Below are 26531 nucleotides of genomic sequence, written 5' to 3'. Positions count from 1 at the left end.
GCCCACGGGCGATCAGCACGCCGGGCACCTCTTCGGCGTGTTGGCAGCCGTATCCGGTCGCGGTCGAATCGCCGAACACCATCAGATGCAGGTCAAACGGCAATCCGCGGTACCACCGCTCGACGGGTCCACCGCCCGGGGCGTAGACGCCATCGGCGCGGGGCGGGATGTCCCAAGCCTTAGGTATGACACGTCGTGCCTGGTCAGCCTGCCCGCTCAATAGGTTGCGGGCCCCGACATAGGCGGAGCCTGTCGACGCGAGCGTGGCCGCGGCCGCCAGAGCGATCGTCGTCCGACGCGGTGAACGGATGCCCACACCACAATTTTAGGTCCCAATTTCGGGGTCATCCGCGTGGCGAGACACGTTCGGCGGTCACGGTGCGGTATCAACTGCAGTAACAAACAAAAGCAGCGAGGTATCGGATCAGTTTCTTTGATTGTTGAACCGAATGGCGGTGTCCAAGCTAAGTTACCGGGATTGCCTGAGTGACGAGGCCGACCGGGCACTACGACGGCGTAGGAAGTGGTGGCGATGACGGCACCAAGTAAGGTCCCTAGAACGCCCCGCGCTGGCATCAGCGCAGCTAGAGCGCATAAATCGCGCAAATTCCCGGTCAGCGACGGCGCGCCGGTAGAGGTCGTCGAAGACGGTCCGAGCCTCGCCGGACGACTCATGGCGCTGGCCGCATTGCTGACAATCAGGCCCACTCTGGCTATCGGCAGCTACGCTCCGCGTTTGCCCTGGCCGTTCGGTCTCGTCGACCTCGTGTGCCGCGTGTTGCGGCCCGCACCGGGCAGCGTCCGGGCGACGATCGCGCTGCCCAACTGCGACGCCCAGCTGGTTCGCGCCGCCGGAGTGCTGCCCGCCGACGGCAAGCGACGCGTCATCGTCTACATGCACGGGGGCGGGTTCCTGACGTGCGGCGCGAACACCCACGGTCGGCTGGTGACGGCGCTGTCGCAATACGCCGACAGCCCCGTGCTGGTGGTCAACTACCGGATGATCCCCAAGCACTCGGTCGGCATGGCTCTCGCCGACTGCTACGACGCCTACCAGTGGCTGCGGCTCAAGGGTTACGAGCCGGAACAGATCGTGCTGGCCGGCGACTCGGCCGGCGGGTACCTCGCGCTCGCCCTCGCCGAGCGGCTACAGCTCGAGGGTGAAGATCCCGCCGCCATGGTGGCGTTGTCGCCGCTGTTCGAGATCGACAACGAGTCCCGAGCGAACCACCCGAACATCCGGTCTGACGCGATGTTCCCGCCGAAGGCTTTCACCGCGCTCGTCGAGCTGGTGGAGGCCGCCGCCGAGCGAAACATCGTCGACGGTGAGCCCGAGCAGGTTTACGAGCCGCTCGATCACATCGAGCCCGGGCTGCCCCGGACGCTGATTCATGTGTCGGGATCCGAGGTGCTGCTGAACGACGCCCGCAAGGCCGCGCACATGCTGGCCGCCGCCGGCGTCCCGGTTGAAATTCGGGTGTGGCCGGGACAGATGCACGTGTTCCAGATCGCCGGGCCCGCGGTGCAGGAGGCCGGCCGGTCGCTGCGGCAGGTTGGCGACTACATCCGAGAGGCCACCTGGTAAGCGTTTCGGTGGCCTGAGATCATGGACGTATGCGGATCGCCCGGCACGTCAGTGAGCTCATCGGCAATACGCCTCTGGTTCAGCTGAACTCGGTGGTGCCCGAGAGCGCCGGCGTGGTCGCGGCCAAGATCGAGTACCTGAATCCGGGCGGCAGCGCCAAGGACCGCATCGCGGTGAAGATGATCGACGCCGCGGAGGCCAGCGGGGAGCTGAAGCCCGGCGGCACCATCGTCGAACCCACGTCCGGCAACACCGGTGTCGGCCTGGCGCTGGTCGCCCAGCAGCGCGGCTACAAAACCATCTTCGTCTGCCCGGACAAGGTAAGCGAGGACAAGCAGGATGTGTTGCGCGCCTACGGCGCTGAGGTGGTGGTGTGCCCGACGGCGGTGCCGCCCGATCACCCGGACAGCTACTACAGCGTGTCCAATCGCCTGGTGGAAGAGATCGACGGCGCGTGGAAGCCCGACCAGTACTCCAACCCGATGAATCCGGTCAGCCACTACGAGACGACGGGGCCGGAAGTCTGGGAGGACACCGACGGCAAGGTCACTCACTTCGTCGCCGGCGTCGGCACCGGCGGGACCATCACCGGAGCGGGCCGCTACCTGAAGGAGGTGTCCGACGGCAGGGTGCGGGTCATCGGCGCCGACCCGGAGGGTTCGGTGTATTCGGGCGGAACCGGGCGGCCCTACCTTGTCGAGGGTGTCGGCGAAGACTTCTGGCCGTCGGCCTACGACTCGACGGTGCCCGACGAGATCATTGCGGTCTCCGACGCCGACTCGTTCGACATGACCCGGCGGCTGGCCCGCGAGGAAGCCCTGCTGGTCGGCGGTTCTTGCGGGATGGCCGTGGTGGCCGCGCTCAAGGTGGCCGAGAAATCGGGAGCCGATTCGCTGGTGGTCGTGCTGCTACCCGATGGCGGACGCGGTTACATGTCAAAGGTTTTCAACGACGCGTGGATGTCGTCGTACGGATTCCTGCGCAGCAGGCTCGATGGGTCGATCGAGCAGGCGACGGTCGGACATGTGTTGCGGCGCAAGTCCGGTGCGCTGCCCGACCTGGTGCATACCCACCCGTCGGAAACCGTGCGTGACGCGATCGGCATCCTGCGCGAGTACGGGGTGTCCCAGATGCCGGTAGTCGGTGCCGAGCCGCCGGTGATGGCGGGTGAGGTGGCCGGCAGTGTGTCCGAGCGCGAACTGCTTTCCGCCGTTTTCGAGGGCCGGGCCAAACTCGCCGACGCGGTCGCACAACACATGAGCCCGCCACTGACGATGATCGGCGCCGGCGAGTTGGTCAGCCACGCCGCCAAAGCATTGCGGGACTGCGACGCGGTGATGGTGGTCGAGGAAGGCAAGCCAGTAGGCGTGCTGACCCGCCATGACCTTCTCGGATTCCTCTCCGAGGGCACCACTCGGCGCTAACCGGCCGGATAACCCGGATTACCGCCGGCGGCGGCAAATGCCGGCGTGGATCCTGCCGAAGGCGCTGCTGAGAGCCAATTCTCAGGTACATTGATTCCGCTTGTTCCCAGCTAATGAAACTGGAAGGGCGTCCATGACCGATCAACCGCCACCTCCCCCCGGTAACTACCCGCCTCCACCACCACCGCCAGGTGGGTATCCACCGCCCCCTGGACCGCAGGGTGGCGGTGTACCTCCTCCGCCTCCGCCGCAAGGTGGTCCCGGCTACCCGCAGCCGCCCGCCGGCCCGGTCGCTGCTTTGCCGAAAGAGGCCTATACGCCATGGCTTACGCGGGTACTGGCATGGATCATCGACTACATCCCGGTCTTCATCGTGTGGGGCATCGCATGGGGGGTCTTGGCGGGCACCCAAGAGACGGCCTGCATCACCGACCCGTCCGAGTACGAGCTTGGTGAATTCTGCGCCACCGGTGCTTCCACACTGGGTCAGACAACCCTGTTTGTTATCGCTCCATTGTTGACACTGGCTTATGTGATCTGGAACTTTGGATACCGTCAGGGCACAACGGGCTCAAGCATTGGCAAGTCGATCATGAAATTCAAGGTCATCAGCGAAAAGACCGGACAGCCAATAGGTTTCGGATTGTCCTTCGCGCGCGAACTCATTTACATCGTGGCTTACCTTGCGTGCGGCATCGTTTGGCTCATCGCCGTCCTGTTCCCGCTGTGGGACGAGAAGCGGCAGACGTTGAACGACAAGATCATGAGCACGGTCTGCGTGCCTCTGTAGGAACCCGCCGGCGGACCGCCGGCCCGCAGCGTCAGCGCCGCGGGCCGGTCCCGCCCCAACTATCCAGCAAACCCCTCGACCCGTGGAAGCGTGATGACCGATCAACCGCCAACCCCACCGCCCGGCAACTACCCACCACCGCAGCAGGGCGGCTACCCGCCACCACCGCCGCCAGGTGGTTACCCGCCACCACCGCCGCCAGGTGGTTACCCGCCGCCTCCGCAGCAGGGCGGCTATCCGCCACCGCCACCGCCAGGTGGTTACCCGCCGCCTCCGCAGCAGGGCGGCTATCCGCCACCCCCTCAGGGCGGGTACGCGCCTCCTCCGGCTGGCTATCCGCCCCCCGGCGTACCGGGTTACGGTGGCGCACAAGCGTTCAGCATCGGTGATGCGTTTTCGTGGGCGTGGAACAAATTCGGCAAGAATGCAGGCCCGCTGATCCTCGCCACGTTGGTGTACGGCCTGATCATCATCGTTCTCCAGACGCTCATCAATATCGTGTCGGCCGCGGTGTCTCCCGCGGACAACACCACCTACATGTCGGACGGGAGCAGCTTCTCGTTCTCGTACAGTATGTCGGGGCCCGGCAGCATCATCGTCTCGATCATCGGATGGTTTCTCTCGCTGATCGTCGGTGCCGCGATTCAGTCCGGGTACATCGGCGGCGTGCTCGACATCGCCAACGGGCAGCAGGTATCTTTCGGTTCGTTCTTCCGTCCTCGCAACATCGGCAACGTCATCATCGCCGGGCTCATCGTCGGAATCATCACCACGATCGGATTGTTCCTCTGCGTCATCCCCGGCATCATCGCGAGCATCATGTTGGTCTTCACCATCGTTGCGTTGCTCGACCGCAACCTGTCACCTGTGGACGCGGTGAAGGCGAGTTTCAACATCAGCAAAGCCAACTTCGGCAATGTGCTGCTGGCCTGGATCGTCATGGTCGCGATCGCGGTCGTCGGTGCGCTGCTTTGTGGTGTTGGCCTGCTGGTCGCCGTCCCGGTGGCCACGCTGATCCTGGTCTACACCTATCGGAGGCTCAGCGGCGGTCAGGTCGCGCCGCTTACCCCGTAATTCGGTTCACCGGAAGGCGCTGACACCGGTCAGCGCCTCACCGATGACCAGTTGATGCACCTCGGACGTGCCCTCGTAGGTGAGCACGGATTCCAGGTTGTTGGCGTGCCGGATCACCGGGTACTCCAGGGTGATTCCGTTGGCGCCCAACAGCGTCCGGCACTGCCGGGCGATCTTGATCGCCTCCCGGACGTTGTTGAGCTTGCCGACACTGACCTGCTCCGGCCGGATACGCCCGGCGTCCTTCAGCCGGCCGAGATGCAGGGCCAGCAGCTGCGCCTTGCCCAGCTCGACGGCCATGTCGGCGACCTTGGCTTGTGTCAGTTGGTATCCCGCCAGCGGTTTGTCGAAAACTTCGCGGGTGCCGACGTAGTCCAGTGTGGTCTGCAGGCAGTCTCGGGCGGCGCCCACGCTGCCGAACACGATGCCGAAGCGGGCCTCCGACAGGCAGGCAAGCGGTCCCGACAACCCTCGTGCTTCGGGCAACTGCGCATCGGCGGGCAGCCGCACGTCGTCGAGGTGCAGCTCGGAGGTGACCGACGCGCGCAGCGACAGCTTGTGCGTCATGTCGCGTGCCGTGAATCCCGGTGTCCCGCCGGGCACGAGGAATCCGACGATCCCGTCCTCGGCACGTGCCCACACGATCGAGATGTCGGCGACCGATCCGTTGGTGATCCACATTTTCGAGCCGTTCAGGATCCAGTCCGACCCGTCGCGGCGGGCCGTGGTCCGCATGCCGGCGGGGTTGGAGCCGAAGTCCGGCTCGGTCAGCCCGAAGCAGCCGATGACGTCGCCGGTGGCCATCGCCGGCAGCCATTGCTTGCGCTGGTCCTCGCTGCCGTGCCGATGGATGGCAAACATCGCCAGCGAGCCCTGCACCGACACCAGGCTGCGCAGCCCGCTGTCGACGGCCTCGAGCTCCTGGCAGACCAGCCCGTAGGCGGTGGCCGTCGAGTCACCGCAGCCGTAGCCTTTCAGGTGCATGCCGAGCAGGCCGAGCTTGCCCAGGTCGGAAGCCAACTCGCGGACGGGCACCTCCCCGGCCTCGAACCACTCGGCGATATGGGGCCGAAGTCGCTGCTCGCCGAACCGGCGCACCGTCTGGCGCAGCTCGATGTCCTCGGGCGCGAGCAACGAATCGAGGTCGAGGAGGTCGTCGATCCGGGTGGAAGCCATGGTCCCTGTCTACACCGCAGGGCGCGTCGACCGCGCACCGTTAGGCTGAGCAACGATGAGTGAGCAGCGCAGCCGGTGGCAGGGTTTGGCCACCAAGGCCATCCACGCCGGGTACCGGCCGGATCCGGGCACCGGTGCCGTAAACACCCCGATTTATGCCAGTTCGACATTCGCGCAGGACGGTGTCGGCGGGCTGCGTGGCGGATTCGAATACGCCCGCACCGGCAATCCGACCCGCGCGGCATTGGAGGCGTCGCTGGCTGCGGTGGAAGAGGCCAACTTCGGGCGTGCGTTCAGTTCCGGGATGGCCGCTACCGACTGCGCACTGCGCGCCGTGCTGCATCCCGGCAATCACGTGGTGATGCCCGACGATGTCTACGGCGGCACCTTCCGCCTCATCGACAAGGTGTTCACCAAGTGGGGGATCGACTACACGGCGGTGTCACTGGCCGACCTCGACGCCGTGCGCGCCGCCATCACGTCGCAAACCAGACTGATCTGGGTGGAGACGCCGACCAACCCGTTGCTGTCGATCGCCGACATCGCTGCGATCGCCCAACTTGCCGCCCCGTCGAACATAAAGGTCTTGGTGGACAACACCTTTGCCTCACCCGCAGTGCAGCAGCCGCTACTACTCGGCGCGGACATCGTCCTCCATTCGACGACGAAGTACATCGGCGGCCATTCCGACGTGGTGGGTGGAGCGCTGCTGACCAACGACGAGGAGCTGGACGTGGCGTTCGGTTTCCTGCAGAACGGGGCCGGTGCGGTGCCGGGTCCGTTCGACGCCTACCTGACCATGCGGGGCCTCAAGACGTTGGTGCTGCGCATGCAACGGCACAGCGACAACGCGGCGCTGGTGGCCGAGTTCCTGGAGAACCATCCGGCGATCGAAACCGTGCTGTACCCGGGCCTGCCCAGCCATCCCGGGCACCTGGTGGCCAAGCGGCAGATGACCGCCTTCGGGGGCATGGTGTCGGTGCGATTGCGCGGCGGTCGTCAGGCTGCTCACGACTTATGCTCGCGGACAGAGGTTTTCATTCTGGCTGAGTCGCTCGGCGGGGTGGAGTCGCTGATCGAGCACCCGGGTGCGATGACGCACGCGTCGACCGCAGGCTCGCAACTCGAAGTGCCCGACGACCTGGTCCGGTTGTCGGTGGGTATCGAGGACGTCGCGGACTTGCTCGCCGATTTGGAGCAGGCGCTACGTTAGCGCTGCCCGCACCGCGGACGCGGTAACCGCGAGGTTTACCTCCGGCAGTGCGGTTTCGTACTCGTCAACCCAACTGCCGCTGGCGATTTCACCGGCCCGCATGTGTACCCATCGCCAGCCGCGGTCATTCAGGCTCAGCAGCGCGCCCAGGCCGTCGACGGCGTGCAGCAGCGACACGATAGCCGCTGTGGACGGGGTCGGCGGGCGGCGGTCGAACAACGCCTGCAACAGTGCAGCGCGGGCCTGCTGCACCCGGTCACGGTTGGTCAACGGCCACGCGTAGGGATGGTTGAATCGCTTGGTTTGCAGCCGAACACGGCGGATCTGGCCGGTCCGTTCGAGATGCTGAACGATGTTTTCCTCGGTGTGCCGTCGCAGTTTGGACACCGCCGCGGCCGGGCTGAGAGGACGTCGTACCAGCAGGGTGAACGCCGGCTCGACGATCGGGTCCAGCGGCGTCGGCCCGGCCAGCGCTACCAGCCGGCCGGCAGCGACGGGTTCGCCGTCCATCGCGGGTCGGATTCGGCAGAGGTGCGCCAAATCGAGCAGCACCGCGGCGGCGAGCACGCGATCGCGTCGTGATCGGTCCAAACCGGGCTGCGCGGACGCGTTGTCCAACAGCAGCAGAAACAGGTCCTCGGCGATCTGCGCCACGGTGCGGACTGTAATCCAATCCGATGGCGGCTCGCCGGTCGCGTCAGGAGTGGTAGGGCTCGGCCTTGACCAAGGTGACCTTGACGGTGTTGCCGTTGGGCACCGTGTAGCTGCGCGTCTCGCCCACCTTGGCGTCGATCAGGGCGCCGCCCAGCGGCGAGTTCGGCGAGTACACCTCGAGCTTGCCGTCGCTGACACCCTCCTGCCGGGTGGCGATCAGGAATGTCTCCTTGTCCGACTTGTTGTCGCCGTAGAAGACGGTGACCACCGAGCCGGGCAGAGCGACGCCGGACTGCTTGGGCGCCTCGCCCACCTTGGCGTTGTTCAGCAGCTCCTGCAGCTGACGAATGCGGGCCTCCTGCTGGCCCTGCTCCTCCCGGGCGGCGTGGTAGCCGCCGTTTTCCCGCAGGTCGCCTTCCTCGCGGCGGTCGTTGATCTCCGCGGCGATGACCGGCCGGTTGGCGATCAGCTGGTCAAGCTCCACCTTCAGCCGGTCATATGCCTCCTGGGTCAGCCAGGTGACCTGGGTGTCGGTCATGTCGTCGCGCTCCTGTCGTGTTGTCTTCGCGCTGTTCGCTGAGAAGTCCGTGTCTGGTCGCCGGGAGGTCTTACATGTATTGCCGCATTCGCCAGCGCGCAATCAGCGCGCTAAAGCAGCAATACACGGTCCCAGCGGGATCCGTGTATCCGCCCATGATAGCACCGCCAGGTCAGCCGATTTTCGCGTAATCGCAGCTCGGCGTTTGTTGTGCCGACGCCCTGACCTCGGTAAGCGGCCGCTACGAGGACGTCACCAGGTAGGACGGCACGTTCGTTCCGCATCCGTAGACATCGCCGGCGACCGGGCGGCGAGTGGACTTGACGATGGTGGTCACTTGCACCCTGTCCTGCGAAGACGGTGGCACCAGCACCTCCCGGCGGCCGGTCTCGCTGCCGTCGATGGATCGGGCCCGCACGATGCAGACCACCGGACGCGACGGGTCGTCGCGGGTGACGTTGATCGTCACCGACATCGTCTCGTCGTCGATCAGCTGGTAACCGCCCAACTCGCCCTCGACATCGCCGGTGCCCAGCCGCTGCGACGCCACGATGGCGATCGCCACCCCGGCCACCAGGATCAGTACCGTCAGCCCGATCGCGATCCAGCGACGGGACCGGCGCGACAGGCGCTGCCGCCCGTAGCGGGCGGCGGGACGCTCGATCATGAGAGTTTTGGGTGCCCCGTCGGTCGGTCGGTCGGTCGGGTCGGATACATCTACTAAAGCGTGTCGAACGACTTTGGTGAGTGTTCGCCACTGCCCTTCTCGGGCATCGTCGTTCAGGCCGCTGGTGCGGTGTGAACGTCAGTTCCCGTTTCAACCGGGGCGGTTTCACCGGCACACTTGGGGTGCTGGTCAGCGCCGTCCCGTCGGCGGGCGTTGGTGGCCCGGCCCAGTTGCTTGGGGGTCCGGGGATCGAGGTGAAGATCGTCATCGTGATGGGTCTGGCCCCAACGGGCCAGGTTGGTCGCCGCGTTCGTATCCCTGTCGGCGGTATGTCCGCACCGGCAGGTGAACACTCGATCGGCCAGGGTCAGATCGCTGCGGATGGCCCCGCAAGCCGGGCACAGCCGGCTTGACGGATACCACCGGTCAGCCACCATGAGTTCGCCGCCATGCCAGGCCTGTTTGTAGGCCAGCAGCCGGGCGAATTCGGACCAGCCGGCATCAGAGATTGCGCGGGCCAAACGGTGGTTGCGCAGCATCCCAGTCACGTTGAGGTTCTCGATGACGAGCCGGTCGTGGGTCTTGACCAGCACGTTGGTGACCTGGTGCAGGAAATGCCTTCGGATGTTGGCGACATGATGGTGGTGACGGCCGAGCTTGGCGGCGGCGGCGCGGCGGGTGTGTGATCCTTTCTGCTTGCGTGACAACGATTTCGCGAGCCGTTGTTGTTTTTTGAGCCCGGCGGCCAGCGCTTTGGGGGCATAGCTGATGCGGGCGACCTCAGTCCCATCGGCGGTGGCGGCCACCAGAAACGCCGACAAGCCCCGGTCGACACCAATCCAGCCACCGTCATCGTCGGCCGGATCGCGGGCCGGGTGCTGGCGGGCGGGGTGCAGATCGGCGGCCTCAATATTGAGCGACACCCACCAGCGGCCCGCGTGATGGGAGACCGTGGCGAACAGAACCTTCGCGCGTCCCATGCCCAGCATGCGCCGCAACCGGCGAGTGTCATCGAACACGCCGATCTGCCCGATGCCGGGCAATGTGATCGAGCGGGCCCGGTTGTCATCGCCGACCCGGATCGCGGCCGGACGGCCCTTGGGGTGCTTGTTGCGCAGTCGAAACGACGGCAGTGCTCCGGCTTTCTTCTTGAACTTCGGGAAGCCCACCCGCTTGCCCCTGCGCCTACCGGAGCGCGAATCCGACCAGGCTTTGAGTCCTTTGCCCAGGTCAACGGCCGCTTCCTCGAACACCTGCTGACAGACTTCGCGCCGCCACCCCAGCCCCGTTACAGCCACGGCGGCGGCGCCTTCGGTGTCGACGGCAAAGACCCGGCCGGCGTCCTCGGTTTTCTTCCACGCGTTAAACGCGTTGATCAGATCGAACCCGGTCCACGGCACGGCTGTGTCTGAGTCGCTGCGGCGTTGGGTCAGCGCGGTCTTCACTATCCGTAGGCCTTGGTTGAACGCGAACCGTGACGCACCGGCATGCCGGGCCAGCACCTCGCGCTGCTCGACCGTGGGGTCGAGACAGAAGCGGAACGTGGTGTGCCGAGCCATCACCGCTGAGCATCCCACACCCCACCGACAACGCCCTGACCTGGCGTGACGTGTCGGACGACTCCTCCAGCGTGAAAGCCTCACCCGTGGCCGGGCTGCGTGGCTTCGACGGCGCGAAGAAGGTGGACGGCGTGAAGCGCCACATCCTCGTCGACAGCTCCGGTGTGTTGGTCGCCGCCCTGGTCACCCCGGCGGACGTGGCCGACCGAGCGGCGTTTCCCAAGCTGCTGCGCACGGCCAAGCCGATCGCGCCCACCATCGCCCATGTCTTGCTGGACAAGGGCTACACCGGCGCGACGGTTCGCGACGCCGCCGCCAAGGCCGGCGTACGCATCGACATCGTGTCCGGCCCGAAACCCGCCACCGGGTTCCCAGTCCAGCCGCGCCGCTGGATCCTCGAACGCACCAACGGCTCGATCAACCACTGCCGCCGCCTCGACCGCCACTACGAAATCACCCTCGACGCCCACCAAGGATTCCTCATCCTCAGCCAAATCGCCCCCCTACTGCGACGACTCGACCGCAGCCAGTTGTTCGACACGCTTTAGGACTGGAACTATAGGGCTACTTGAACGGTTGTAACTTCTCGACAGCGACCAGACCAGGTGATGAGGGACCAGTTGACGCAACTGCGGTTGATGGCGATGCACGCCCACCCGGACGACGAGTCCAGCAAGGGTGCCGCCACCACAGCCCGGTACGCCGCCGAAGGCGCACGGGTAATGGTGGTGACGCTGACCGGCGGCGAGCGCGGCGACATCCTCAACCCGGCGATGGACCTGCCGGAGGTGCACGGGCGGATGACCGAGATCCGCCGAGACGAGATGCGCAAGGCCGCCGAGATCCTCGGCGTCGAGCACCACTGGTTGGGTTTCGTCGACTCCGGGCTGCCCGAAGGCGACCCGGCCCCGCCGCTGCCCGAAGACTGCTTCGCGGTGGTGCCGCTGGACGGACCGACCGAGGCGCTGGTGCGGGTGATTCGTGAGTTCAGGCCGCACGTGATAACCACCTATGACGAGAACGGTGGCTATCCGCACCCCGACCACATCCGCTGCCACCAGGTGTCGGTCGCCGCCTTTGAGGCCGCCGCGGTTCCCGAGTGCTACCCCGACGCCGGTGAACCGTGGAGCATCAGCAAGCTGTACTACAACCACGGCTTCCTGCGGCAGCGCATGCAGCTGCTGCAGGATGAGTTCGCCAAGCACGGGCAAAAGGGGCCGTTCGAGAAATGGCTCAAGCACTGGGATCCCGAGCACGACATCTTTGCCGACCGGGTGACCACCCGCGTCGAATGCTCGGCGTACTTCTCCCAGCGCGACGACGCGTTGCGGGCCCATGCCACCCAGATCGACCCGACCGGCGACTTTTTCCACGCGCCCATCGAATGGCAGCAACGGCTTTGGCCGACAGAAGAATTCGAGCTGGCTCGCTCGCGGGTGCCGATCAACCTGCCGGAGACCGAACTGTTCGCCGGGATCGAGGCCGAAAATGACTGACGCACTGGTGTTGATCGTGGGCCTGCTGGCCGAGGAGCCGCCCCGCGACACCGGGCCGGAATTCGGCAAGGCCGCCCCGTTCGGGCTGGCGATCGTCGTTTTGCTGCTGATCGGCACTTTGTTGTTGGTCCGGTCGATGAACCGGCATCTCAAGCGGCTGCCGGAGTCATTCGACCGCGACAACCCCGAACCCGACCAAGCCGCCGACGACGGCACCGTCGAGTCGGACAACGGCCCGAAGGCCTCCGAATGAGACCTGCTGCCACTATGCGGGGAGTTGCGCGATTAATGGCATTAGAGGTGCGGCTAGGTGTACCGGGCTAAGACGTTGGTGACAGTCTGCTGATCGGGGGGTGGCCTCCGATTGCTGAGTGGCGGTAGCACCCCGGTCCTACGCCCGGTAGCGGCCGTGACCGGCGGGTGCTCGACGCCCTAGGCTGAACATTGCTCAGTTCACACGCCGACGCCGAGAAGGGGATCTGTGGTCAACCAGCTCGACAGTGCGACCAGCCCGTATCTGCGCCAGCACGCCGACAACCCGGTGCACTGGCGGCAATGGACGCCAGATGTACTGGCCGAGGCGGCGTCGCGGGACGTGCCGATCCTGCTGTCCATCGGCTACGCGGCCTGCCACTGGTGTCACGTGATGGCCCACGAGTCGTTCGAGGACGCCGAAGTCGCAGCGGCGGCCAATGAGCATTTCGTGTGCATCAAGGTCGACCGCGAAGAGCGGCCAGACCTCGACGCGGTGTACATGAACGCCACGGTCGCGCTGACCGGACACGGCGGTTGGCCGATGACCTGCTTCCTCACCCCCGATGGACGACCGTTCTTCTGCGGCACCTACTACCCGAAGCCCCAGTTCCTGCAGCTGCTGGCCGCCATCGTCGACACCTGGCGGAATCGGCGCGACGAAGTTGAACAGGCCTCCGACCAGATCACCGGCGAGCTGCGGTCGATGGCCTCCGGGCTGCCCGGCGGCGGGCCCGAGGTGCAGCCCGCGTTGTGCGATCAGGCGATCGCGGCCGTGCTGCGCGACGAGGACACCGCTCGCGGCGGGTTCGGCGGTGCGCCCAAGTTTCCGCCATCGGCGGTGCTGGAGGCGCTGCTGCGCAGCCATGAACGCACCGGCGATTCGGCTCCGCTGGCCGCCGTCGAGCGCACCTGCACCGCAATGGCGCGTGGTGGTATCTACGACCAGCTAGCCGGTGGCTTCGCCCGCTACAGCGTCGACGCGTCCTGGGTGGTGCCGCACTTCGAGAAGATGCTCTATGACAACACACTGCTGCTGCGGGTCTACGCGCATTGGGCGCGGCGCACCGCAAACCCGTTGGCGCGCAGGGTCGCCGACGAGACCGCGCGATTCATCATCAATGACCTGGGCGCCGACGACATGTTCACGTCGTCGCTGGACGCCGACGCCGACGGCATAGAGGGTTCGACCTACGTCTGGACACCGGCACAACTGCGCGAAGTGCTCGGTGAGGACGACGGCCGTTGGTCCGCAGAGGTTTTCGGCGTGACCGAGCATGGCACCTTCGAGCACAGCAGCTCGGTGCTGCAGTTACCCGCCGATCCAGACGACCCCGAACGGTTCGACCGGGTCCGCACCACGCTGCTGGCCGCCAGGGCGATCCGACCCCAGCCCGGCCGCGACGACAAGGTCGTCACCGCCTGGAACGGGTGGGCGATCACGGCGCTGGCCGAGGCCAGCGTGGCGCTGGAAAAACCCGAATTCCTCGACGCCGCAAGCCGATGTGCGCGCGCGCTGCTCGGCCTACACGTCGTGGAGGGCCGGCTACGGCGCGCCAGCCTGGGCGGGCGGGTCGGCGACAGCGCAGCCATCCTGGAGGATTACGCGACCCTGGCCACCGGATTGCTGACGCTGCACCAGGTCACCGGCGAGGCGCCGTGGTTGGAGGCGTCCACCGGATTGCTCGACACCGCGCTGGAACACTTCGCCGACCCCGAGCGTCCGGGACGCTGGTTCGACACCGCCGACGACGCCGAGCAGCTGATGGTGCGGCCCGCCGACCCGCTGGACGGGGCGACGCCGTCGGGGGCGTCATCAATCACGGAGGCCCTGCTGATCGCGGCGCACCTGGTGCCCGCGCCCCGGGCCGACCGTTATGCATCGGCCGCGGCCGAGTCGCTTTCCGCGGCGACACCGGTCCTGGCCAGGCTGCCGAGATCCGGCGGGCACTGGCTAACCGTCGCCGAAGCCGCGGTGAGCGGCCCCATCCAGATTGCGGTGGCCACCGATGCTTCCGACTCGCCGCTGCTCGCCGCGGCCCGCACGCTGGCGCCGGGCGGTGCCGTGGTGGTCGGCGGCGCGGTGAATTCCTCGGAGCTGCTGACCGACCGCGACCAAGTCGGCGGCGCCGACGCCGCCTACGTATGCCGCGGCCGGGTCTGCGACCTGCCCGTCACCAGCACCGACCAACTGGCTGCCGCCCTGAATGCGGCCGTGTAGCCTCGCGGCCATGCCGAGCGCCGACGAAATCACCCAGACGGTCAACCGCTACATCGAACTGATCGCCAAAGGGTCAGCCGACGATATCGCCGAGCTCTACGCCGACGACGCCACCGTGGAGGATCCGGTTGGCGGTGAGGTCCACATCGGCCGCAAGGCGATCCACGGCTTCTACGCCACAATCGAAAACCTCAAGCGGGAAAGCGAATTGGTGACGCTTCGGGTCGCGGGCAACGAGGCCGCCTACCACTTCCGACTCGATGTCGACCTCGGCGACAACAGCATGCAGATCGAGCCGATCGGCGTCATGGCCTTCAACGACGAAGGCAAGGTGGCCTCGATGAAGGCCTACTGGTCGCCCGCCGACGCCAAGAACCGCTAGAACACCGCGAACCACATGGCGATGTAGTGACAGATCGCCGCCGCCGCCGTGCAGGCGTGGAAGAACTCGTGGTGACCGAACGTCGTCGGCCACGGGTCGGGCCACTTCACCGCGTACAACACGCCACCGATGCTGTAGAGCGCGCCGCCGACGGCGAGCAGCACCATGGCGGCGACACCCGCACCGTGCAGGATCGTCCCGGCGAACCACACCGCCACCCAGCCCAGCAACAGATACAGCGGCACGCCCACCCAGCGCGGCGCGGACGGCCACAGCATCTTCAGCGCGACACCGGCGATCGCGCCGCCCCACACGATCCACAGCACCAGCGTTCCGGTGTCCGGCGGCATTGCGCATACCGCGAACGGCGTGTAGCTGCCCGCAATGAACACGAAGATCATCGAGTGGTCGAGCCGCGTCATCCACTTGCGCTTGGTCTCGGACTGCCAGTACACCCGGTGGTAGACGCCGCTGACGGTGAACATGGCCACGATCGTCGCGGTGTAGAGCAGCGTGGACAGCCCGGCGCGGGTGGAGTCCACCGCCCAGGAAACCGACACCAGCGCCGCTCCCGCGATCAGGGCGACCACCGCCGAGTAGATATGGATCCAGCCGCGCGCCCGGGGCTTGCCCAGGGCCTGCGCGACGCGGTCGACGACCGCTTCCGGTAGGTCCTCGGCGCCCTGGCCCGGACGGTGGGTGCGATCCGGTTCTTCGGTGTCGATGTCGGCGGTCATGTCACCCCCATTGACTGCTCGGTGATTCCCGAGCGTCACAGTAGTCTGGATCTTCGTGGAGATCATTCCCGCGCGCCTCAAAGAACCGATGTACCGCCTCTATGAGATGCGGTTGCGGCAGGGACTGGCGGCAGCCAAATCCGAACTGCCCCGCCACATCGCGGTGCTCTGCGACGGAAACCGGCGGTGGGCACGTGACGCCGGTCACGATGATGTGAGTGTCGGCTACCGGGTGGGCGCGGCGAAGATCGCCGAGATGTTGCGCTGGTGCCAGGACGCCGGCATCGAGATGGCCACCGTGTATCTGCTCTCGACAGAGAACCTGCAGCGAGATCCGGACGAGCTGTCCTCGCTGATCGAGATCATCACCGACGTCGTCGAGGAGATCTGCACGCCGGCGAACCGGTGGAGCGTGCGAACCGTCGGTGACCTCGAACTGCTCGGCGAGGAGCCCGCCCGCCGGCTGCGCGGCGCCGTGGAATCGACCAACGGGAACGGCGGTTTTCACGTCAACGTCGCTGTCGGCTACGGCGGGCGCCAGGAGATCGTCGACGCGGTACGGGCGCTGCTCGGTAAGGAGCTGGCCAACGGCGTCAGCGGCGAGCAGCTCATCGAAGCCGTCACCGCCGATGCGATCTCGGAGAACCTCTACACCTCCGGGCAGCCCGACCCCGATCTGGTCATCCGGACATCGGGGGAGCAGCGGCTGTCCGGCTTCCTGTTGTGGCAGAGCGCCTATTCGGAGATGTGGTTCACCGAGGCGTACTGGCCCGCGTTTCGGCGGGTGGACTTCCTGCGCGCGCTGCGCGATTACGCCGCGCGCCACCGCCGCTACGGCACGTAAAGGGCGTGCCACACTTGACCCATGGCTGCGCTGTCGGCAGTGGTGTTCACCCTCAGTTGGTGGTTGGGCCTCTACCTGCTGGCCCGTGACCCGCGCAAGCCGGTACTGGTGCTGGCCGCAATCGGCCTGACGAGCTTCGCGACGGTGGTGGCGCTGGACGCCGTGCGGATCGAAAGCGCGGCCAGTGGGTCCGATTTTTTGAGCCGGATCGAGATCTATCTGGTGGCGGTGCCCGGCATCGCCTGGTTCGCGGTGCTGGTCGAACTCTCCCGGCCGCGCGACACCTGGCGCAGCCGGGCCGGCGAAATTGCGCTGATTACCGCCGTGGGTGTGGTGGCGTTCGTCGGCGCGGCGATGGCGGGCAGCGTCGACGGCCCGCTGCGGCCCGGCCACTGGCTGATGTTCGCGGTCATCTCGCTGTCCTCGCTGGGCGCGATGGTAAAGGCGGTGCTGCGGCCCGCGCAGCCCGGTCCGGTGGTGGGCTTCGTGGTGATCGCCACGCTGTTCTTCGCACTCGGCAACGCGATCCTGATCATCCCGCTGGGGTTGGTGCCGAGCTGGCTGGCGCTGGCGTCGACGGGATTCGACCTCGCGCTTCTCGGCATCGCGGTGGCGATCGGGGACGCGTTCGACGAAGGCCAGGCGCTGCGGGCCGACATGCTGCGCTCGTTCGCGGCGACCGCCGTGGTGGCGGTGCTGTTCGGCGGGCAGGCGCTGATCGGCATGGCGGTGACGGGCCAGCGGGCCGCGCTGACGGTGCTGCTGTTCACCAGCCTGGCGATCGCGATCTCGATCAACGTGCTGGCCGACCCGCTGGCCGGGCTGCTCGACCGGATGGCGTTCTCCCGCTCGCCGGACCTGCGGGCCGATCGCGCGGCGCTTCGCCGCACCGAGTCCGCGCTGCCGCTGCGGTCGGCCAACCCGCTCGAGGGGATCGACGACGACACCTTCGCGCGGCTCACCCGCCGCGCCCTGGGCCACTACGGCGACCTCTCCAAGCTCGTCGCCAGCCCGCTGACCGCATTACCGGCCATCGACGAACGGCTGGCCGCGCGCGGCGCACCCGACCAGCCCTTGGAGCGGGCCAACGAGCTCAAGGCCCTGCTGGCCGATCGCATCAACCGGCTCAAGCCGCGCGACGGCGGCGACTTCGGCACCACGGAGCAATGGCGCCACTACAACGCGCTGTACTTCCCCTACGTCGTCGGTGTCCGCGCCTACGCGCAGAACGCGACCGCCGCCGGCCTGGACCCCGTTGCCCGGCAGGCCTGGCAGTGGTTCGTCACCGAGGTGCCGCAGCGGTCGCTGCACAACTGGCAGAACGCCGCGGCCCGGCTGATCGCCGCCGATCTGCGCGGCAATCTGGTCGCAGCGCAAGATTAGAAGGACCGCTGACCTGCGCCTGGCAGTAGCTGGCAGCCCCTGGCGTCGATCTGGCAGTGCCTTCTGCGCAGCATGAGTGACATGACCACAATCACTGCCCGCCCCATATCCGAATCGACCGATTCACTGCTGCGTTTCGCAATGCGCCTCGACGCCACGCTGTCCGCGTTGCTCGGCCTCATCGTGGTGGTGGCGGCCGAACCGCTATCCCGACTAACTGGTCTCTCGCCGACCACCGAGTGGGTCATCGGGGCGAGCTTCGTCGGTATCAGCGCTGCGGTGTACGCCTTGGCGTCGTTGCCGAATGTCCGCTTCACCGGAACCGCTTTGATGGTCGGAAACATCGCATTCTCGGCACTGGTCGTGGCAACGATGCTGGCCGGCTGGCTGCCGCTGACCGAGTTCGGCGTGATGGCCACCGTCGCGACTGCGTTGTACACCCTTGCCATCGGTTCCCTGCAGTACCTCGGAGTGCGCCGTCTGGCGTGACTCCCTCCCCGCCGGTGCGGGGCGCCGCCGTTTTCGAGGTTTAGGTTGGCCGCCCCGCACCCGGCTCACCGATTTCGTCAACAAACCGGAAGGAAAACCATGACCGCCATCTCGACCCGACTGAACGAGTCGACCGACTCCCTGCTGCGCTTCGCGATGCGGGCCGACGCCGTACTGACCGGGCTGGCCGGTATCGCCGCCCTCCCGCTCGCCGGCTGGCTGGCCGAGTTGTCGGGGACAACGCGCGCGTTCGAGTACTCGATGAGCGCCTTCTTCATCGCTTATGGCATCGTCGTGTTCGGTCTGGCGGCGCTGCCGTCGGTCCGAGTCCCGGGCATCGCCGTCATCATCGCCAACGTTCTGTACACCGTTGCGGCCGTGGTTTTTGTGCTGGCTGACTGGATGCCGCTGACCACAACCGGTGTCGTCCTGGCTCTCGCAACCGGTGTCTACACGCTGGTGTTCGCCGAGCTGCAGTACCAGGGCCTGCGCCGGATGAAGGCCTGACTCTTCTCACGAGAGGACGCGAAAGCCCCCGACACGCCGAGTGTTTGGGGGCTTTTGTGACTGCTCGCGCTGATCAGAGCTTGCGCAGCCGCAGCCGGTTGATGGAGTGGTCGGCGTCCTTGCGCAGCACCAGCGTGGCCCGCGGTCGGGTGGGCAGGATGTTGTCGATCAGGTTAGGCCGGTTGATGGAGTTCCAGATGTCGCTGGCAGCGAAGACCGCCTGTTCATCGGTCAGCGTGGCGTAGTGGTGGAAGTGCGATTCCGGGTTGGCGAACGCCGTCGACCGCATCGTCAGGAACCGGGAGATGTACCAGCCCTCGATGTCCTCGATCCGGGCGTCGACGTAGACCGAGAAGTCGAACAGGTCCGAGACCATCAGCGCCGGACCGGTCTGCAGCACGTTGAGGCCCTCGAGGATCAGGATGTCCGGATGGCGGATACTCTGCTTCTCGCCGGGCACGATGTCGTAGAGCAGGTGCGAATACACCGGTGCGCAAACATGATCGGCGCCAGACTTCACCGCGGTGACGAACCGCATCAGCGCCCGGCGGTCATAGCTTTCCGGAAAGCCCTTGCGGTGCATCAGGTTTCGACGATAGAGCTCGGCGTTCGGGTATAGGAACCCATCCGTGGTGACAAGGTCGACCCGCGGATGGTGTTCCCAGCGGGCCAGCAGTGCCTGCAGCACACGAGCAGTGGTGGACTTGCCCACCGCCACGCTGCCGGCGACACCGATGATGAACGGCACCGGCCGGTCCGGGTTCTGTTGCGGCTCACCCAGGAACTCCGAGGTGGCTGCGAACAGCCGCTGCCGGGCCGCGACCTGGAGGTGGATCAACCGGGCCAGCGGCAGATAGACCTCTTCGACCTCGAGCAGGTCCAGTTTCTCGCCGAGACCGCGCAGCTTGACCAGCTCTTCCTGGGTCAGCTTCAGCGGTGTCGACATGCGCAACGCGCGCCACTGACTTCGGTCGAACTCCACGTAGGGGCTCGGCTCGCTCAGCCGCGGCATGGGGCCAGTCTTGCAGTTAGCGTGATCGCCATGGAGTCCGGCACCCTGATCCGCGAGGACCTGCTGCTCGGCCTGCGCTTCGATCGGATCGAGGAAGGTTATGCGAACCGGCGCCCGATCCAGCCGACCTCCCGTCGGCCCCGCGGGCGGCCTGACCGCCCCATCGGTTCGCCACAGCAGCCACACCGATCACTGGCGGCGGTGTTACCCGGGCAACCTCAGACCCCTGCGGCGCAGTGGCATCTGAGGCGCCTGTGGCAGCGGGTGTCGGGAGCCCGATTAGGCTGGACCCATGACTGCAGACTCGTCCGTGACCGGCTCCGCCGCGCCGGGCGCCGAGTACGCCGACACCGCGAGCGTCGCCTACCGGGACATCCTGCAGATCATCGAGTCCGTCGAACCGCGCATCGCGGCTGCCACCCGCAAAGAGCTTGCCGACCAACGAGATTCGCTCAAGCTGATCGCCAGCGAGAACTACGCCTCGCCCGCGGTGCTGCTGACCATGGGCACCTGGCTGTCCGACAAGTACGCCGAGGGCACCATCGGTCACCGGTTCTACGCCGGCTGCCAGAACGTCGACACCGTCGAGGCGGTGGCCGCCGAGCACGCCGAAAAGCTGTTCGGTACGTCACACGCCTACATGCAGCCGCACTCGGGCATCGACGCCAACCTCGTTGCGTACTGGGCCATCCTGGCCACCCGGGTCGAGGCGCCGGGCCTGGCCGAGACGGGCGCCAAGCACGTCAACGACCTGTCCGAGGCGGACTGGGAGCAGCTGCGCGCCGAACTTGGCAACCAGCGACTTCTCGGCATGTCGCTCGACGCCGGCGGCCACCTCACCCACGGCTTCCGGCCCAACATCTCCGGCAAGATGTTCCACCAGCGCAGCTACGGCACGGACCCGGCCACCGGTCTGCTGGACTACGACGCGCTGGCCGCCGCCGCGCGCGAGTTCAAGCCGCTGGTTCTGGTCGGCGGATACTCCGCCTACCCGCGGCGGGTCAACTTCGCCAGGATGCGCGATATCGCCGACGAGGTGGGCGCGACGCTGATGGTCGACATGGCCCATTTCGCCGGGCTGGTGGCGGGCAAGGTGTTCACCGGCGACGAGGACCCGGTGCCGCACGCCCACATCACCACGACCACGACGCACAAGTCGCTGCGCGGGCCGCGCGGCGGGCTGGTGCTGGCCACCCCCGAGTACGCCGACGCCGTCGACAAGGGCTGCCCGATGGTGCTGGGCGGGCCGCTGTCGCACGTGATGGCCGCCAAGGCCGTCGCGCTGGCGGAGGCCCGGCAGCAGTCGTTCCAGGTCTACGCCCAGCGGGTCGCCGACAACGCCAAGGCCCTGGCCGACGGCTTCCTGCGCCGCGGGGCCCGGCTGGTGACCGGCGGCACCGACAACCACATCGTGCTGCTGGACGTGACGTCGTTCGGGTTGACCGGCCGCCAGGCCGAGTCGGCGCTGCTGGACTCCGGTGTCGTCACCAACCGCAACTCCATTCCGGCCGACCCCAACGGCGCCTGGTACACCAGCGGCATCCGGTTCGGCACCCCGGCGCTGACCACCCGCGGCTTCGGTGCCGCCGAATTCGACCGGGTGGCCGAGCTGGTGGTCGAGGTGTTGACCAACACGGCGCCGGAGGGCACCTCGAAGGCCAAGTACCGGCTCGCCGACGGCACCGCAGAGCGCGTGCACGCCGGCGCCGCCGAGCTGCTGGCCGCCAACCCGCTCTACCCCGGCCTGACCTTGTAGTCGCGCGGAGGAGGTAGGGCCCAATTCGCGTGGCCCGAGTGCCAGACTCACGGCCGTGACCGCGACACCCGATATCCGCGCAGCCTCCTCCGTCATGTCGGCCTCGCTGGCCGAGGTCGACCCCGATATCGCAGAGCTGCTCGACAAGGAACTCGGCCGCCAGCGCGACACGCTCGAGATGATCGCGTCGGAGAACTTCGCACCGCGCTCCGTGTTGCAGCTGCAGGGCAGCGTGCTGACCAACAAGTACGCCGAAGGGCTGCCCGGCCGGCGTTACTACGGCGGCTGCGAGCACGTCGACGTCATCGAGAACCTCGCGCGCGATCGCGCCAAGGCGCTCTTCGGTGCCGAATTCGCCAATGTGCAACCGCATTCCGGGGCGCAGGCAAATGCCGCGGTGCTCGCCGCGCTGATGAGCCCGGGCGAGCGGTTGCTCGGTCTGGATCTGGCCAACGGCGGCCACCTGACACACGGCATGCGGCTCAACTTCTCCGGCAAGCTCTACGACACCGCGTTCTACGGGGTGTCCGACAACGGGCGCATCGACATGGAGACGGTGCGAGCAACGGCACGAGAATTCCGGCCCACGGTGATCATCGCCGGCTGGTCGGCCTATCCGCGGGTGCTCGACTTCGCGGCGTTCCGCTCCATCGCCGACGAGGTGGGCGCACACCTGTGGGTGGACATGGCCCACTTCGCCGGCCTGGTCGCCGCCGGGCTGCACGCGTCGCCGGTGCCGCACGCCGACCTGGTCTCCACGACGGTGCACAAAACCCTCGGTGGCGCCCGCTCCGGCCTGATCCTGGGCAGGCGGCAATACGCGAAGCCGATCAACTCGTCGGTCTTCCCGGGCACCCAGGGCGGCCCGGCCATGCAGGTCGTCGCGGCCAAGGCCGTCACCTTCAAGATCGCCGGGACGCCGGAGTTCGCCGACCGCCAGCGGCGGACGCTGTCGGGGGCCCGCATCATCGCCGAGCGGCTGCTGGCCGCCGACGTCGCCAAGGCCGGTGTCAGCGTGGTCAGCGGGGGCACCGACGTGCACTTGGTCCTGGTGGATTTGCGGGACTCGCCGCTGGATGGCCAGGCCGCCGAGGACCTGCTGCACGAGGTCGGCATCACGGTGAACCGCAACGCGGTGCCCAACGACCCGCGGCCGCCGATGGTGACATCGGGCCTGCGCATCGGCACTCCGGCGCTGGCCACCCGCGGCTTCGGTGACCCGGAGTTCACCGAGGTCGCCGACGTCATCGCCACCGCGCTGACGCAGGGTGCGTCGGCAGATGTCGCGGCGCTGCAGGCCCGCGTCACCCGGCTGGCCAGGGAGTTTCCGCTGTACGAGGGCCTGGAGGACTGGGAGCTGCACGGCCGCCGGTGACCCGCCACACCCGATTTCAGGAAGGTGTGAACGTGGGTTACAGTTACTTTCATGGCGCAGAAACCTGTTCCTAACGCACTGATCCTCGAGCTCGAGCCGGTCGTGGCGGAGAACATGGCCCGGCATGTGGAGACCGAGGACCTCTGGAATGCGCACGATTACGTGCCGTTCGACCAGGGCGAGAACTTCGCGTTCCTCGGCGGGCGGGACTGGGATCCATCGCAGGTGACGCTGCCCAAGCACGTCACCGATGCGCTCGAGATCCTGCTCATCACCAAGGACAACATGTCCGGCTACCACCGCGAGCTCGTCGAGCACTTCATCCTCGAGGAGAAGTTCGGCCGATGGCTAGGGCGGTGGACCGCCGAAGAGCATCTCCATGCCATCGCGCTGCGCGAGTACCTGGTCGTCACCCGCGAGATCGACCCGACCGCCAACGAGGACGTCCGCGTCGAGCACGTGATGAAGGGTTACCGGGCCGACAAGTTCAGCCAGATCGAGACGCTGGCGTTCATGGCGTTCTACGAACACGCGCATGCGGTGTTCTGCCGCAAGCTGGCCGCGCAGACCGAAGAGCCGGTGCTGCGGGGCCTGATGGAGAGAATTGCCAAGGACGAGGAGCGCCACGAGGAGTTCTTCGCCAACCTTGTCGCGCACTGTGTGGAGTACGCCCGCGACGAGACGATCGACGCGATTGCGCGGCGCGCGGCCGAACTCGGTGTGGTCGGCGGGGACATCGACGCCTACCAGGACAAGCTTCAGGCCGTCGCCGACGCGGGCGTCTTCGACGCGGCGGCGCTGCGCCGAGTGATCTCCGACCGGATCACGGCGTGGGGCCTGACCGACGAACCGGACCTGCGTCAGTTCGTGATCGGTTGAGTTGCTAGGCGGTTAAGCCTCGGCGCGCCTGCACGGCACGCTTGCCTCCTCGGGAGTAGCGTCATTTTCGATGGCTAGCGACATGCTCTGCTGTCCGGGCGGTACCGATCGATTCGATTCGAGAGGGCCGGCCCCGGCCCTGGTGCCGCAGTGTCCGCCGAGAGGTTCGTGCGGGGCCGCGCGGGCTCGAGGAGCGCTACGTGACCGATTCCTCCATCCGGACCTACGTCCTCGACACGTCCGTGCTGCTGTCCGATCCCTGGGCCTGTACACGGTTCGCCGAGCACGAAGTGGTCGTCCCGCTGGTTGTGATCAGCGAGCTGGAGGCCAAACGCCATCATCACGAGTTGGGCTGGTTCGCTCGACAGGCACTGCGGCTGTTCGACGATCTTCGGCTTGAGCATGGTCGGCTGGATCAGCCGATTCCCGTTGGAACACAGGGCGGCACGCTGCACGTAGAACTCAACCACAGCGACCCTTCAGTTCTGCCGGCGGGCTTCCGGACGGAAAGCAACGATTCGCGAATACTGACCTGCGCGGCCAATCTCGCAGCCGAAGGCAAGCGAGTCACGTTGGTGAGCAAGGACATTCCGCTGCGCGTCAAAGCCGGTGCGGTGGGACTGACGGCGGACGAGTACCACGCTCAGGACGTCATCACGTCGGGCTGGACCGGGATGGACGAGATCGACGTGTCGGCCGGGGTGATTGACTCGCTGTTCGCCGACGGTGAGATCGACCTGGAAACCGCGCGGGATCTACCGTGCCACACCGGGATCCGGCTGCTCGGCGGCACCTCGCATGCGCTGGGCCGGGTAAACCCGGACAAGCGAGTGCAACTGGTTCGCGGCGATCGCGAGGTGTTCGGGCTACGGGGTCGCTCGGCCGAACAACGGGTGGCACTCGACCTGCTGCTCGACGAGGCCGTCGGCATCGTCTCCCTCGGTGGCAAGGCCGGCACCGGGAAGTCCGCGCTGGCACTGTGCGCGGGGCTGGAAGCGGTGCTGGAACGACGCACCCACCGCAAGGTCGTGGTCTTCCGGCCGCTCTACGCCGTCGGCGGCCAGGATCTCGGCTATCTGCCCGGCAGCGAGAGCGAGAAAATGGGGCCATGGGCGCAGGCCGTTTTCGACACCCTCGAAGGGCTGGCCAGCCCCGCGGTGCTCGAAGAGGTGCTGTCGCGCGGCATGCTCGAGGTGCTCCCGCTGACCCACATCCGCGGCCGTTCGCTGCACGACTCGTTCGTCATCGTCGACGAGTCACAGTCGCTGGAACGCAACGTGTTGCTGACGGTGCTGTCCCGGCTGGGTGCCGGATCGCGGGTGGTGCTCACCCATGACGTGGCCCAGCGCGACAACCTGCGCGTCGGTCGGCATGACGGTGTTGGGGCGGTGATCGAAAAGCTCAAGGGCCACCCGCTGTTCGCCCACATCACACTGTTGCGCAGCGAGCGGTCACCGATCGCCGCGCTGGTCACCGAAATGCTCGAGGAGATCAGCCCCGCCGCCCTGCCGTAGTTTGCCAGAACCGATCGAAGACACTATCCGGCGTGGAACGATCTTCCTGTCTCTAGTAGGAGGACCAATGGTCACGCTGAACAATGAACGACTTTATATGTCTCCTGCCCACAAGCGAATGCAGATGAGCGTCGTCCGGGTGGAACCGGGCCTGGCGATCCTGTCGATGCCGCTCAGCGAAGATCTGCGCGGGTATTTCGAAGGCAGCATCCACGGCGGGATGCTGGCCACGTTCGCGGATGCTGCTTCTGCCTCCTGCCTCGCGGGCAACTACGACGTCAGTACTCATTTCACCGTCACGACGGATATTCACGTCCGTTACTACCGGCAGCCCAAGGGTGGCCCGCTGGTCGCGGAAGCCAAGTTGGTGCACGCCGGCCGTAGGCTGCTGAGTACGGACTGTTCGGTCGTTGACGCTCAAGATCGTGTTCTGGTCCGGACGACGGCCACTTTCATGCTTGTTCCCAACACCAACCCCTTATAGCGCGCGAAGGCTCCGTCTGCGCGCTGGCCGGTAAGCTGCGGCCGTGCCGAAGCGACGCGACAGCCAGGCCTGGCGCTACGGGCTGATGGTCTTCGGCGTGGTCGCGGCGGGTCGGAGTCGCCAGCCACACCTGGGAACACCCAACATGACGACGATCCCGCCTGAGTTGATCACCGGGCAGCTGTCGAAGTCCAACGACGCCATCGCGTCCGCGACGGGCCAGAGCCCGAAGCTGTACCGCCCGGCCGGCGGGCTATCCAACGACACCGTCCGGGCAGCGGCGAAAGATCTTGGTATGGCCGAAATACTATGGGACGTGGTTCCTTTCGACTGGATAAACGATTCGAACGCCGCCGAGACGACGCACATGCTCAAGACGCGGATCAAACCGGGGTCGGTGGTGTTGTTCCACGACACCTACTCCAGCACGGTCGATGCGGTGTATCAGTTCCTCCCGGCGCTCAAGGCCAACGGCTACCACCTGGTGACGGTCAGCCAACTACTCGGACCGCGCGAACCC

26 protein-coding genes and 2 pseudogenes are annotated in these 26531 nt (G+C 66.8%); 20 read left to right on the top strand and 8 right to left on the bottom strand.

Translation table 11 applies throughout. The annotated features are described in order from the left end of the window. Window positions 1-316: pseudogene (locus tag ACRDU5_RS02515) on the bottom strand (SGNH/GDSL hydrolase family protein); the annotation flags it as partial. Window positions 317-532: 216 nt separating this feature from the next. Here ACRDU5_RS02515 and ACRDU5_RS02510 point away from each other — a divergent pair. The 4 genes from ACRDU5_RS02510 (at window position 533) to ACRDU5_RS02495 (ending at window position 4873) form a co-directional block, all read left to right on the top strand. Beyond that, window positions 533-1585, top strand: a complete 1053-nt coding sequence (locus tag ACRDU5_RS02510; RefSeq protein ID WP_526612637.1) for an alpha/beta hydrolase — start codon at window positions 533-535, stop codon at window positions 1583-1585. A 29-nt stretch (window positions 1586-1614) separates the two neighbouring features. Further along, a complete protein-coding gene (locus ACRDU5_RS02505; RefSeq protein ID WP_526612636.1) occupies window positions 1615-3009 on the top strand; it encodes a cystathionine beta-synthase in 1395 nt (464 codons plus the stop codon). A gap of 133 nt (window positions 3010-3142) precedes the next feature. Beyond that, window positions 3143-3799, top strand: a complete 657-nt coding sequence (locus ACRDU5_RS02500; protein ID WP_526612635.1) for an Rv1078 family RDD domain-containing protein — start codon at window positions 3143-3145, stop codon at window positions 3797-3799. A 93-nt stretch (window positions 3800-3892) separates the two neighbouring features. Beyond that, a complete protein-coding gene (locus tag ACRDU5_RS02495) occupies window positions 3893-4873 on the top strand; it encodes a hypothetical protein (RefSeq protein WP_526612634.1) in 981 nt (326 codons plus the stop codon). Window positions 4874-4879: 6 nt separating this feature from the next. On the opposite strand, the gene ACRDU5_RS02490 is transcribed toward ACRDU5_RS02495, so the two are convergent. Next, on the bottom strand, window positions 4880-6049 hold the full coding sequence (locus ACRDU5_RS02490) for an acyl-CoA dehydrogenase family protein (protein ID WP_526612633.1): 1170 nt from the start codon (window positions 6047-6049) through the stop codon (window positions 4880-4882). A gap of 55 nt (window positions 6050-6104) precedes the next feature. On the opposite strand from ACRDU5_RS02490, the gene ACRDU5_RS02485 reads away from it, so the two are divergent. Next, window positions 6105-7262 (top strand): cystathionine gamma-synthase, encoded by a 1158-nt coding sequence (locus tag ACRDU5_RS02485; protein ID WP_526612632.1) that lies wholly within the window; start codon window positions 6105-6107, stop codon window positions 7260-7262. On the opposite strand, the gene ACRDU5_RS02480 is transcribed toward ACRDU5_RS02485, so the two are convergent. From ACRDU5_RS02480 to ACRDU5_RS02465, 4 genes are all read right to left on the bottom strand, one after another. Further along, window positions 7254-7916 (bottom strand): GPP34 family phosphoprotein, encoded by a 663-nt coding sequence (locus ACRDU5_RS02480; RefSeq protein ID WP_526612631.1) that lies wholly within the window; start codon window positions 7914-7916, stop codon window positions 7254-7256. The two genes, ACRDU5_RS02485 and ACRDU5_RS02480, sit on opposite strands and share 9 nt — an antisense overlap. A 43-nt stretch (window positions 7917-7959) precedes the next feature. Further along, window positions 7960-8454: a transcription elongation factor GreA gene (greA, locus tag ACRDU5_RS02475; protein ID WP_526612630.1), complete on the bottom strand. Its 495-nt coding sequence runs from the start codon at window positions 8452-8454 to the stop codon at window positions 7960-7962. Window positions 8455-8695: 241 nt separating this feature from the next. Then, entirely contained in the window at window positions 8696-9121 is a 426-nt protein-coding gene (locus ACRDU5_RS02470) for a DUF4307 domain-containing protein (RefSeq protein ID WP_526612629.1), read from the bottom strand. Between the two features lie 113 nt (window positions 9122-9234). Further along, window positions 9235-10680 carry an RNA-guided endonuclease TnpB family protein gene (locus ACRDU5_RS02465; protein ID WP_526612628.1) on the bottom strand — a complete coding sequence of 482 codons (1446 nt, stop codon included), beginning with the start codon at window positions 10678-10680 and terminating at the stop codon, window positions 9235-9237. A 71-nt stretch (window positions 10681-10751) separates the two neighbouring features. On the opposite strand from ACRDU5_RS02465, the gene ACRDU5_RS02460 reads away from it, so the two are divergent. The 5 genes from ACRDU5_RS02460 to ACRDU5_RS02440 all read left to right on the top strand — a co-directional run bounded on the left by ACRDU5_RS02460 (window position 10752) and on the right by ACRDU5_RS02440 (window position 15031). Beyond that, the gene (locus ACRDU5_RS02460; RefSeq protein WP_526612627.1) at window positions 10752-11228 is read left to right on the top strand and encodes a transposase; all 477 of its coding nucleotides are present in this window, start codon (window positions 10752-10754) and stop codon (window positions 11226-11228) included. A 72-nt stretch (window positions 11229-11300) separates the two neighbouring features. Continuing rightward, window positions 11301-12176, top strand: a complete 876-nt coding sequence (gene mca / locus ACRDU5_RS02455) for a mycothiol conjugate amidase Mca (RefSeq protein ID WP_526612639.1) — start codon at window positions 11301-11303, stop codon at window positions 12174-12176. Continuing rightward, window positions 12169-12429 (top strand): hypothetical protein, encoded by a 261-nt coding sequence (locus ACRDU5_RS02450; protein WP_526612626.1) that lies wholly within the window; start codon window positions 12169-12171, stop codon window positions 12427-12429. The genes mca and ACRDU5_RS02450 overlap by 8 nt, the downstream gene beginning before the upstream one ends. 228 nt (window positions 12430-12657) lie before the next feature. Then, window positions 12658-14649, top strand: a complete 1992-nt coding sequence (locus ACRDU5_RS02445; protein ID WP_526612625.1) for a thioredoxin domain-containing protein — start codon at window positions 12658-12660, stop codon at window positions 14647-14649. A gap of 10 nt (window positions 14650-14659) precedes the next feature. Then, window positions 14660-15031, top strand: a complete 372-nt coding sequence (locus ACRDU5_RS02440) for a nuclear transport factor 2 family protein (RefSeq protein WP_526612624.1) — start codon at window positions 14660-14662, stop codon at window positions 15029-15031. Here ACRDU5_RS02440 and trhA read toward each other — a convergent pair. Beyond that, window positions 15028-15768 (bottom strand): PAQR family membrane homeostasis protein TrhA, encoded by a 741-nt coding sequence (gene trhA, locus ACRDU5_RS02435; RefSeq protein WP_526612623.1) that lies wholly within the window; start codon window positions 15766-15768, stop codon window positions 15028-15030. The genes ACRDU5_RS02440 and trhA overlap by 4 nt on opposite strands. 55 nt (window positions 15769-15823) lie before the next feature. Here trhA and ACRDU5_RS02430 point away from each other — a divergent pair, with 55 nt between their 5' ends. The 4 genes from ACRDU5_RS02430 to ACRDU5_RS02415 all read left to right on the top strand — a co-directional run bounded on the left by ACRDU5_RS02430 (window position 15824) and on the right by ACRDU5_RS02415 (window position 18991). Next, on the top strand, window positions 15824-16612 hold the full coding sequence (locus ACRDU5_RS02430) for a (2Z,6E)-farnesyl diphosphate synthase (protein WP_526612622.1): 789 nt from the start codon (window positions 15824-15826) through the stop codon (window positions 16610-16612). Window positions 16613-16633: 21 nt separating this feature from the next. Continuing rightward, window positions 16634-17995, top strand: coding sequence for a hypothetical protein (locus ACRDU5_RS02425; protein ID WP_526612621.1), 1362 nt, complete (start codon window positions 16634-16636; stop codon window positions 17993-17995). 81 nt (window positions 17996-18076) lie between these two features. Further along, on the top strand, window positions 18077-18484 hold the full coding sequence (locus tag ACRDU5_RS02420) for a hypothetical protein (RefSeq protein ID WP_526612620.1): 408 nt from the start codon (window positions 18077-18079) through the stop codon (window positions 18482-18484). A 99-nt stretch (window positions 18485-18583) separates the two neighbouring features. Then, the gene (locus ACRDU5_RS02415; RefSeq protein WP_526612619.1) at window positions 18584-18991 is read left to right on the top strand and encodes a hypothetical protein; all 408 of its coding nucleotides are present in this window, start codon (window positions 18584-18586) and stop codon (window positions 18989-18991) included. Window positions 18992-19064: 73 nt separating this feature from the next. On the opposite strand, the gene coaA is transcribed toward ACRDU5_RS02415, so the two are convergent. Next, the gene (gene coaA / locus ACRDU5_RS02410) at window positions 19065-20003 is read right to left on the bottom strand and encodes a type I pantothenate kinase (protein WP_526612618.1); all 939 of its coding nucleotides are present in this window, start codon (window positions 20001-20003) and stop codon (window positions 19065-19067) included. Window positions 20004-20295: 292 nt separating this feature from the next. Between coaA and ACRDU5_RS02405 the strand changes: the two genes are divergently transcribed. From ACRDU5_RS02405 to ACRDU5_RS02380, 6 genes and pseudogenes are all read left to right on the top strand, one after another. Then, entirely contained in the window at window positions 20296-21759 is a 1464-nt protein-coding gene (locus tag ACRDU5_RS02405) for a glycine hydroxymethyltransferase (protein WP_526612617.1), read from the top strand. A gap of 94 nt (window positions 21760-21853) precedes the next feature. Further along, on the top strand, window positions 21854-23134 hold the full coding sequence (gene glyA, locus ACRDU5_RS02400) for a serine hydroxymethyltransferase (RefSeq protein ID WP_526612638.1): 1281 nt from the start codon (window positions 21854-21856) through the stop codon (window positions 23132-23134). A gap of 51 nt (window positions 23135-23185) precedes the next feature. Beyond that, window positions 23186-24013: an acyl-ACP desaturase gene (locus ACRDU5_RS02395; RefSeq protein ID WP_526612616.1), complete on the top strand. Its 828-nt coding sequence runs from the start codon at window positions 23186-23188 to the stop codon at window positions 24011-24013. A 200-nt stretch (window positions 24014-24213) separates the two neighbouring features. Then, on the top strand, window positions 24214-25527 hold the full coding sequence (gene phoH2 / locus ACRDU5_RS02390) for an RNA 5'-3' helicase PhoH2 (RefSeq protein ID WP_526612615.1): 1314 nt from the start codon (window positions 24214-24216) through the stop codon (window positions 25525-25527). Between the two features lie 67 nt (window positions 25528-25594). Next, entirely contained in the window at window positions 25595-26011 is a 417-nt protein-coding gene (locus ACRDU5_RS02385; protein ID WP_526612614.1) for a PaaI family thioesterase, read from the top strand. 116 nt (window positions 26012-26127) lie between these two features. Continuing rightward, window positions 26128-26531: pseudogene (locus ACRDU5_RS02380) on the top strand (polysaccharide deacetylase family protein); the annotation flags it as partial.

The sequence above is a fragment of the Mycobacterium sp. genome (genome assembly GCF_050701515.1).
Classification (GTDB): domain Bacteria; phylum Actinomycetota; class Actinomycetes; order Mycobacteriales; family Mycobacteriaceae; genus Mycobacterium.
The sequence above is the reverse complement of the archived record's forward strand: the minus strand, read 5'-3'. Positions and strand labels throughout refer to the sequence as shown.

Excerpts from the sequence above, each read along its gene's own strand:
- ACRDU5_RS02510 (WP_526612637.1), top strand. The coding sequence starts at position 533 with ATGACGGCACCAAGTAAGGTCCCTAGAACGCCCCGCGCTGGCATCAGC.
- ACRDU5_RS02505 (WP_526612636.1), top strand. The coding sequence starts at position 1,615 with ATGCGGATCGCCCGGCACGTCAGTGAGCTCATCGGCAATACGCCTCTG.
- ACRDU5_RS02500 (WP_526612635.1), top strand. The coding sequence starts at position 3,143 with ATGACCGATCAACCGCCACCTCCCCCCGGTAACTACCCGCCTCCACCA.
- ACRDU5_RS02495 (WP_526612634.1), top strand. The coding sequence starts at position 3,893 with ATGACCGATCAACCGCCAACCCCACCGCCCGGCAACTACCCACCACCG.
- ACRDU5_RS02490 (WP_526612633.1), bottom strand. The coding sequence starts at position 6,049 with ATGGCTTCCACCCGGATCGACGACCTCCTCGACCTCGATTCGTTGCTC.
- ACRDU5_RS02485 (WP_526612632.1), top strand. The coding sequence starts at position 6,105 with ATGAGTGAGCAGCGCAGCCGGTGGCAGGGTTTGGCCACCAAGGCCATC.
- greA (WP_526612630.1), bottom strand. The coding sequence starts at position 8,454 with ATGACCGACACCCAGGTCACCTGGCTGACCCAGGAGGCATATGACCGG.
- ACRDU5_RS02470 (WP_526612629.1), bottom strand. The coding sequence starts at position 9,121 with ATGATCGAGCGTCCCGCCGCCCGCTACGGGCGGCAGCGCCTGTCGCGC.
- ACRDU5_RS02465 (WP_526612628.1), bottom strand. The coding sequence starts at position 10,680 with ATGGCTCGGCACACCACGTTCCGCTTCTGTCTCGACCCCACGGTCGAG.
- ACRDU5_RS02450 (WP_526612626.1), top strand. The coding sequence starts at position 12,169 with ATGACTGACGCACTGGTGTTGATCGTGGGCCTGCTGGCCGAGGAGCCG.
- ACRDU5_RS02440 (WP_526612624.1), top strand. The coding sequence starts at position 14,660 with ATGCCGAGCGCCGACGAAATCACCCAGACGGTCAACCGCTACATCGAA.
- trhA (WP_526612623.1), bottom strand. The coding sequence starts at position 15,768 with ATGACCGCCGACATCGACACCGAAGAACCGGATCGCACCCACCGTCCG.
- ACRDU5_RS02425 (WP_526612621.1), top strand. The coding sequence starts at position 16,634 with ATGGCTGCGCTGTCGGCAGTGGTGTTCACCCTCAGTTGGTGGTTGGGC.
- ACRDU5_RS02420 (WP_526612620.1), top strand. The coding sequence starts at position 18,077 with ATGACCACAATCACTGCCCGCCCCATATCCGAATCGACCGATTCACTG.
- ACRDU5_RS02415 (WP_526612619.1), top strand. The coding sequence starts at position 18,584 with ATGACCGCCATCTCGACCCGACTGAACGAGTCGACCGACTCCCTGCTG.
- coaA (WP_526612618.1), bottom strand. The coding sequence starts at position 20,003 with ATGCCGCGGCTGAGCGAGCCGAGCCCCTACGTGGAGTTCGACCGAAGT.
- ACRDU5_RS02405 (WP_526612617.1), top strand. The coding sequence starts at position 20,296 with ATGACTGCAGACTCGTCCGTGACCGGCTCCGCCGCGCCGGGCGCCGAG.
- glyA (WP_526612638.1), top strand. The coding sequence starts at position 21,854 with ATGTCGGCCTCGCTGGCCGAGGTCGACCCCGATATCGCAGAGCTGCTC.
- ACRDU5_RS02395 (WP_526612616.1), top strand. The coding sequence starts at position 23,186 with ATGGCGCAGAAACCTGTTCCTAACGCACTGATCCTCGAGCTCGAGCCG.
- ACRDU5_RS02385 (WP_526612614.1), top strand. The coding sequence starts at position 25,595 with ATGGTCACGCTGAACAATGAACGACTTTATATGTCTCCTGCCCACAAG.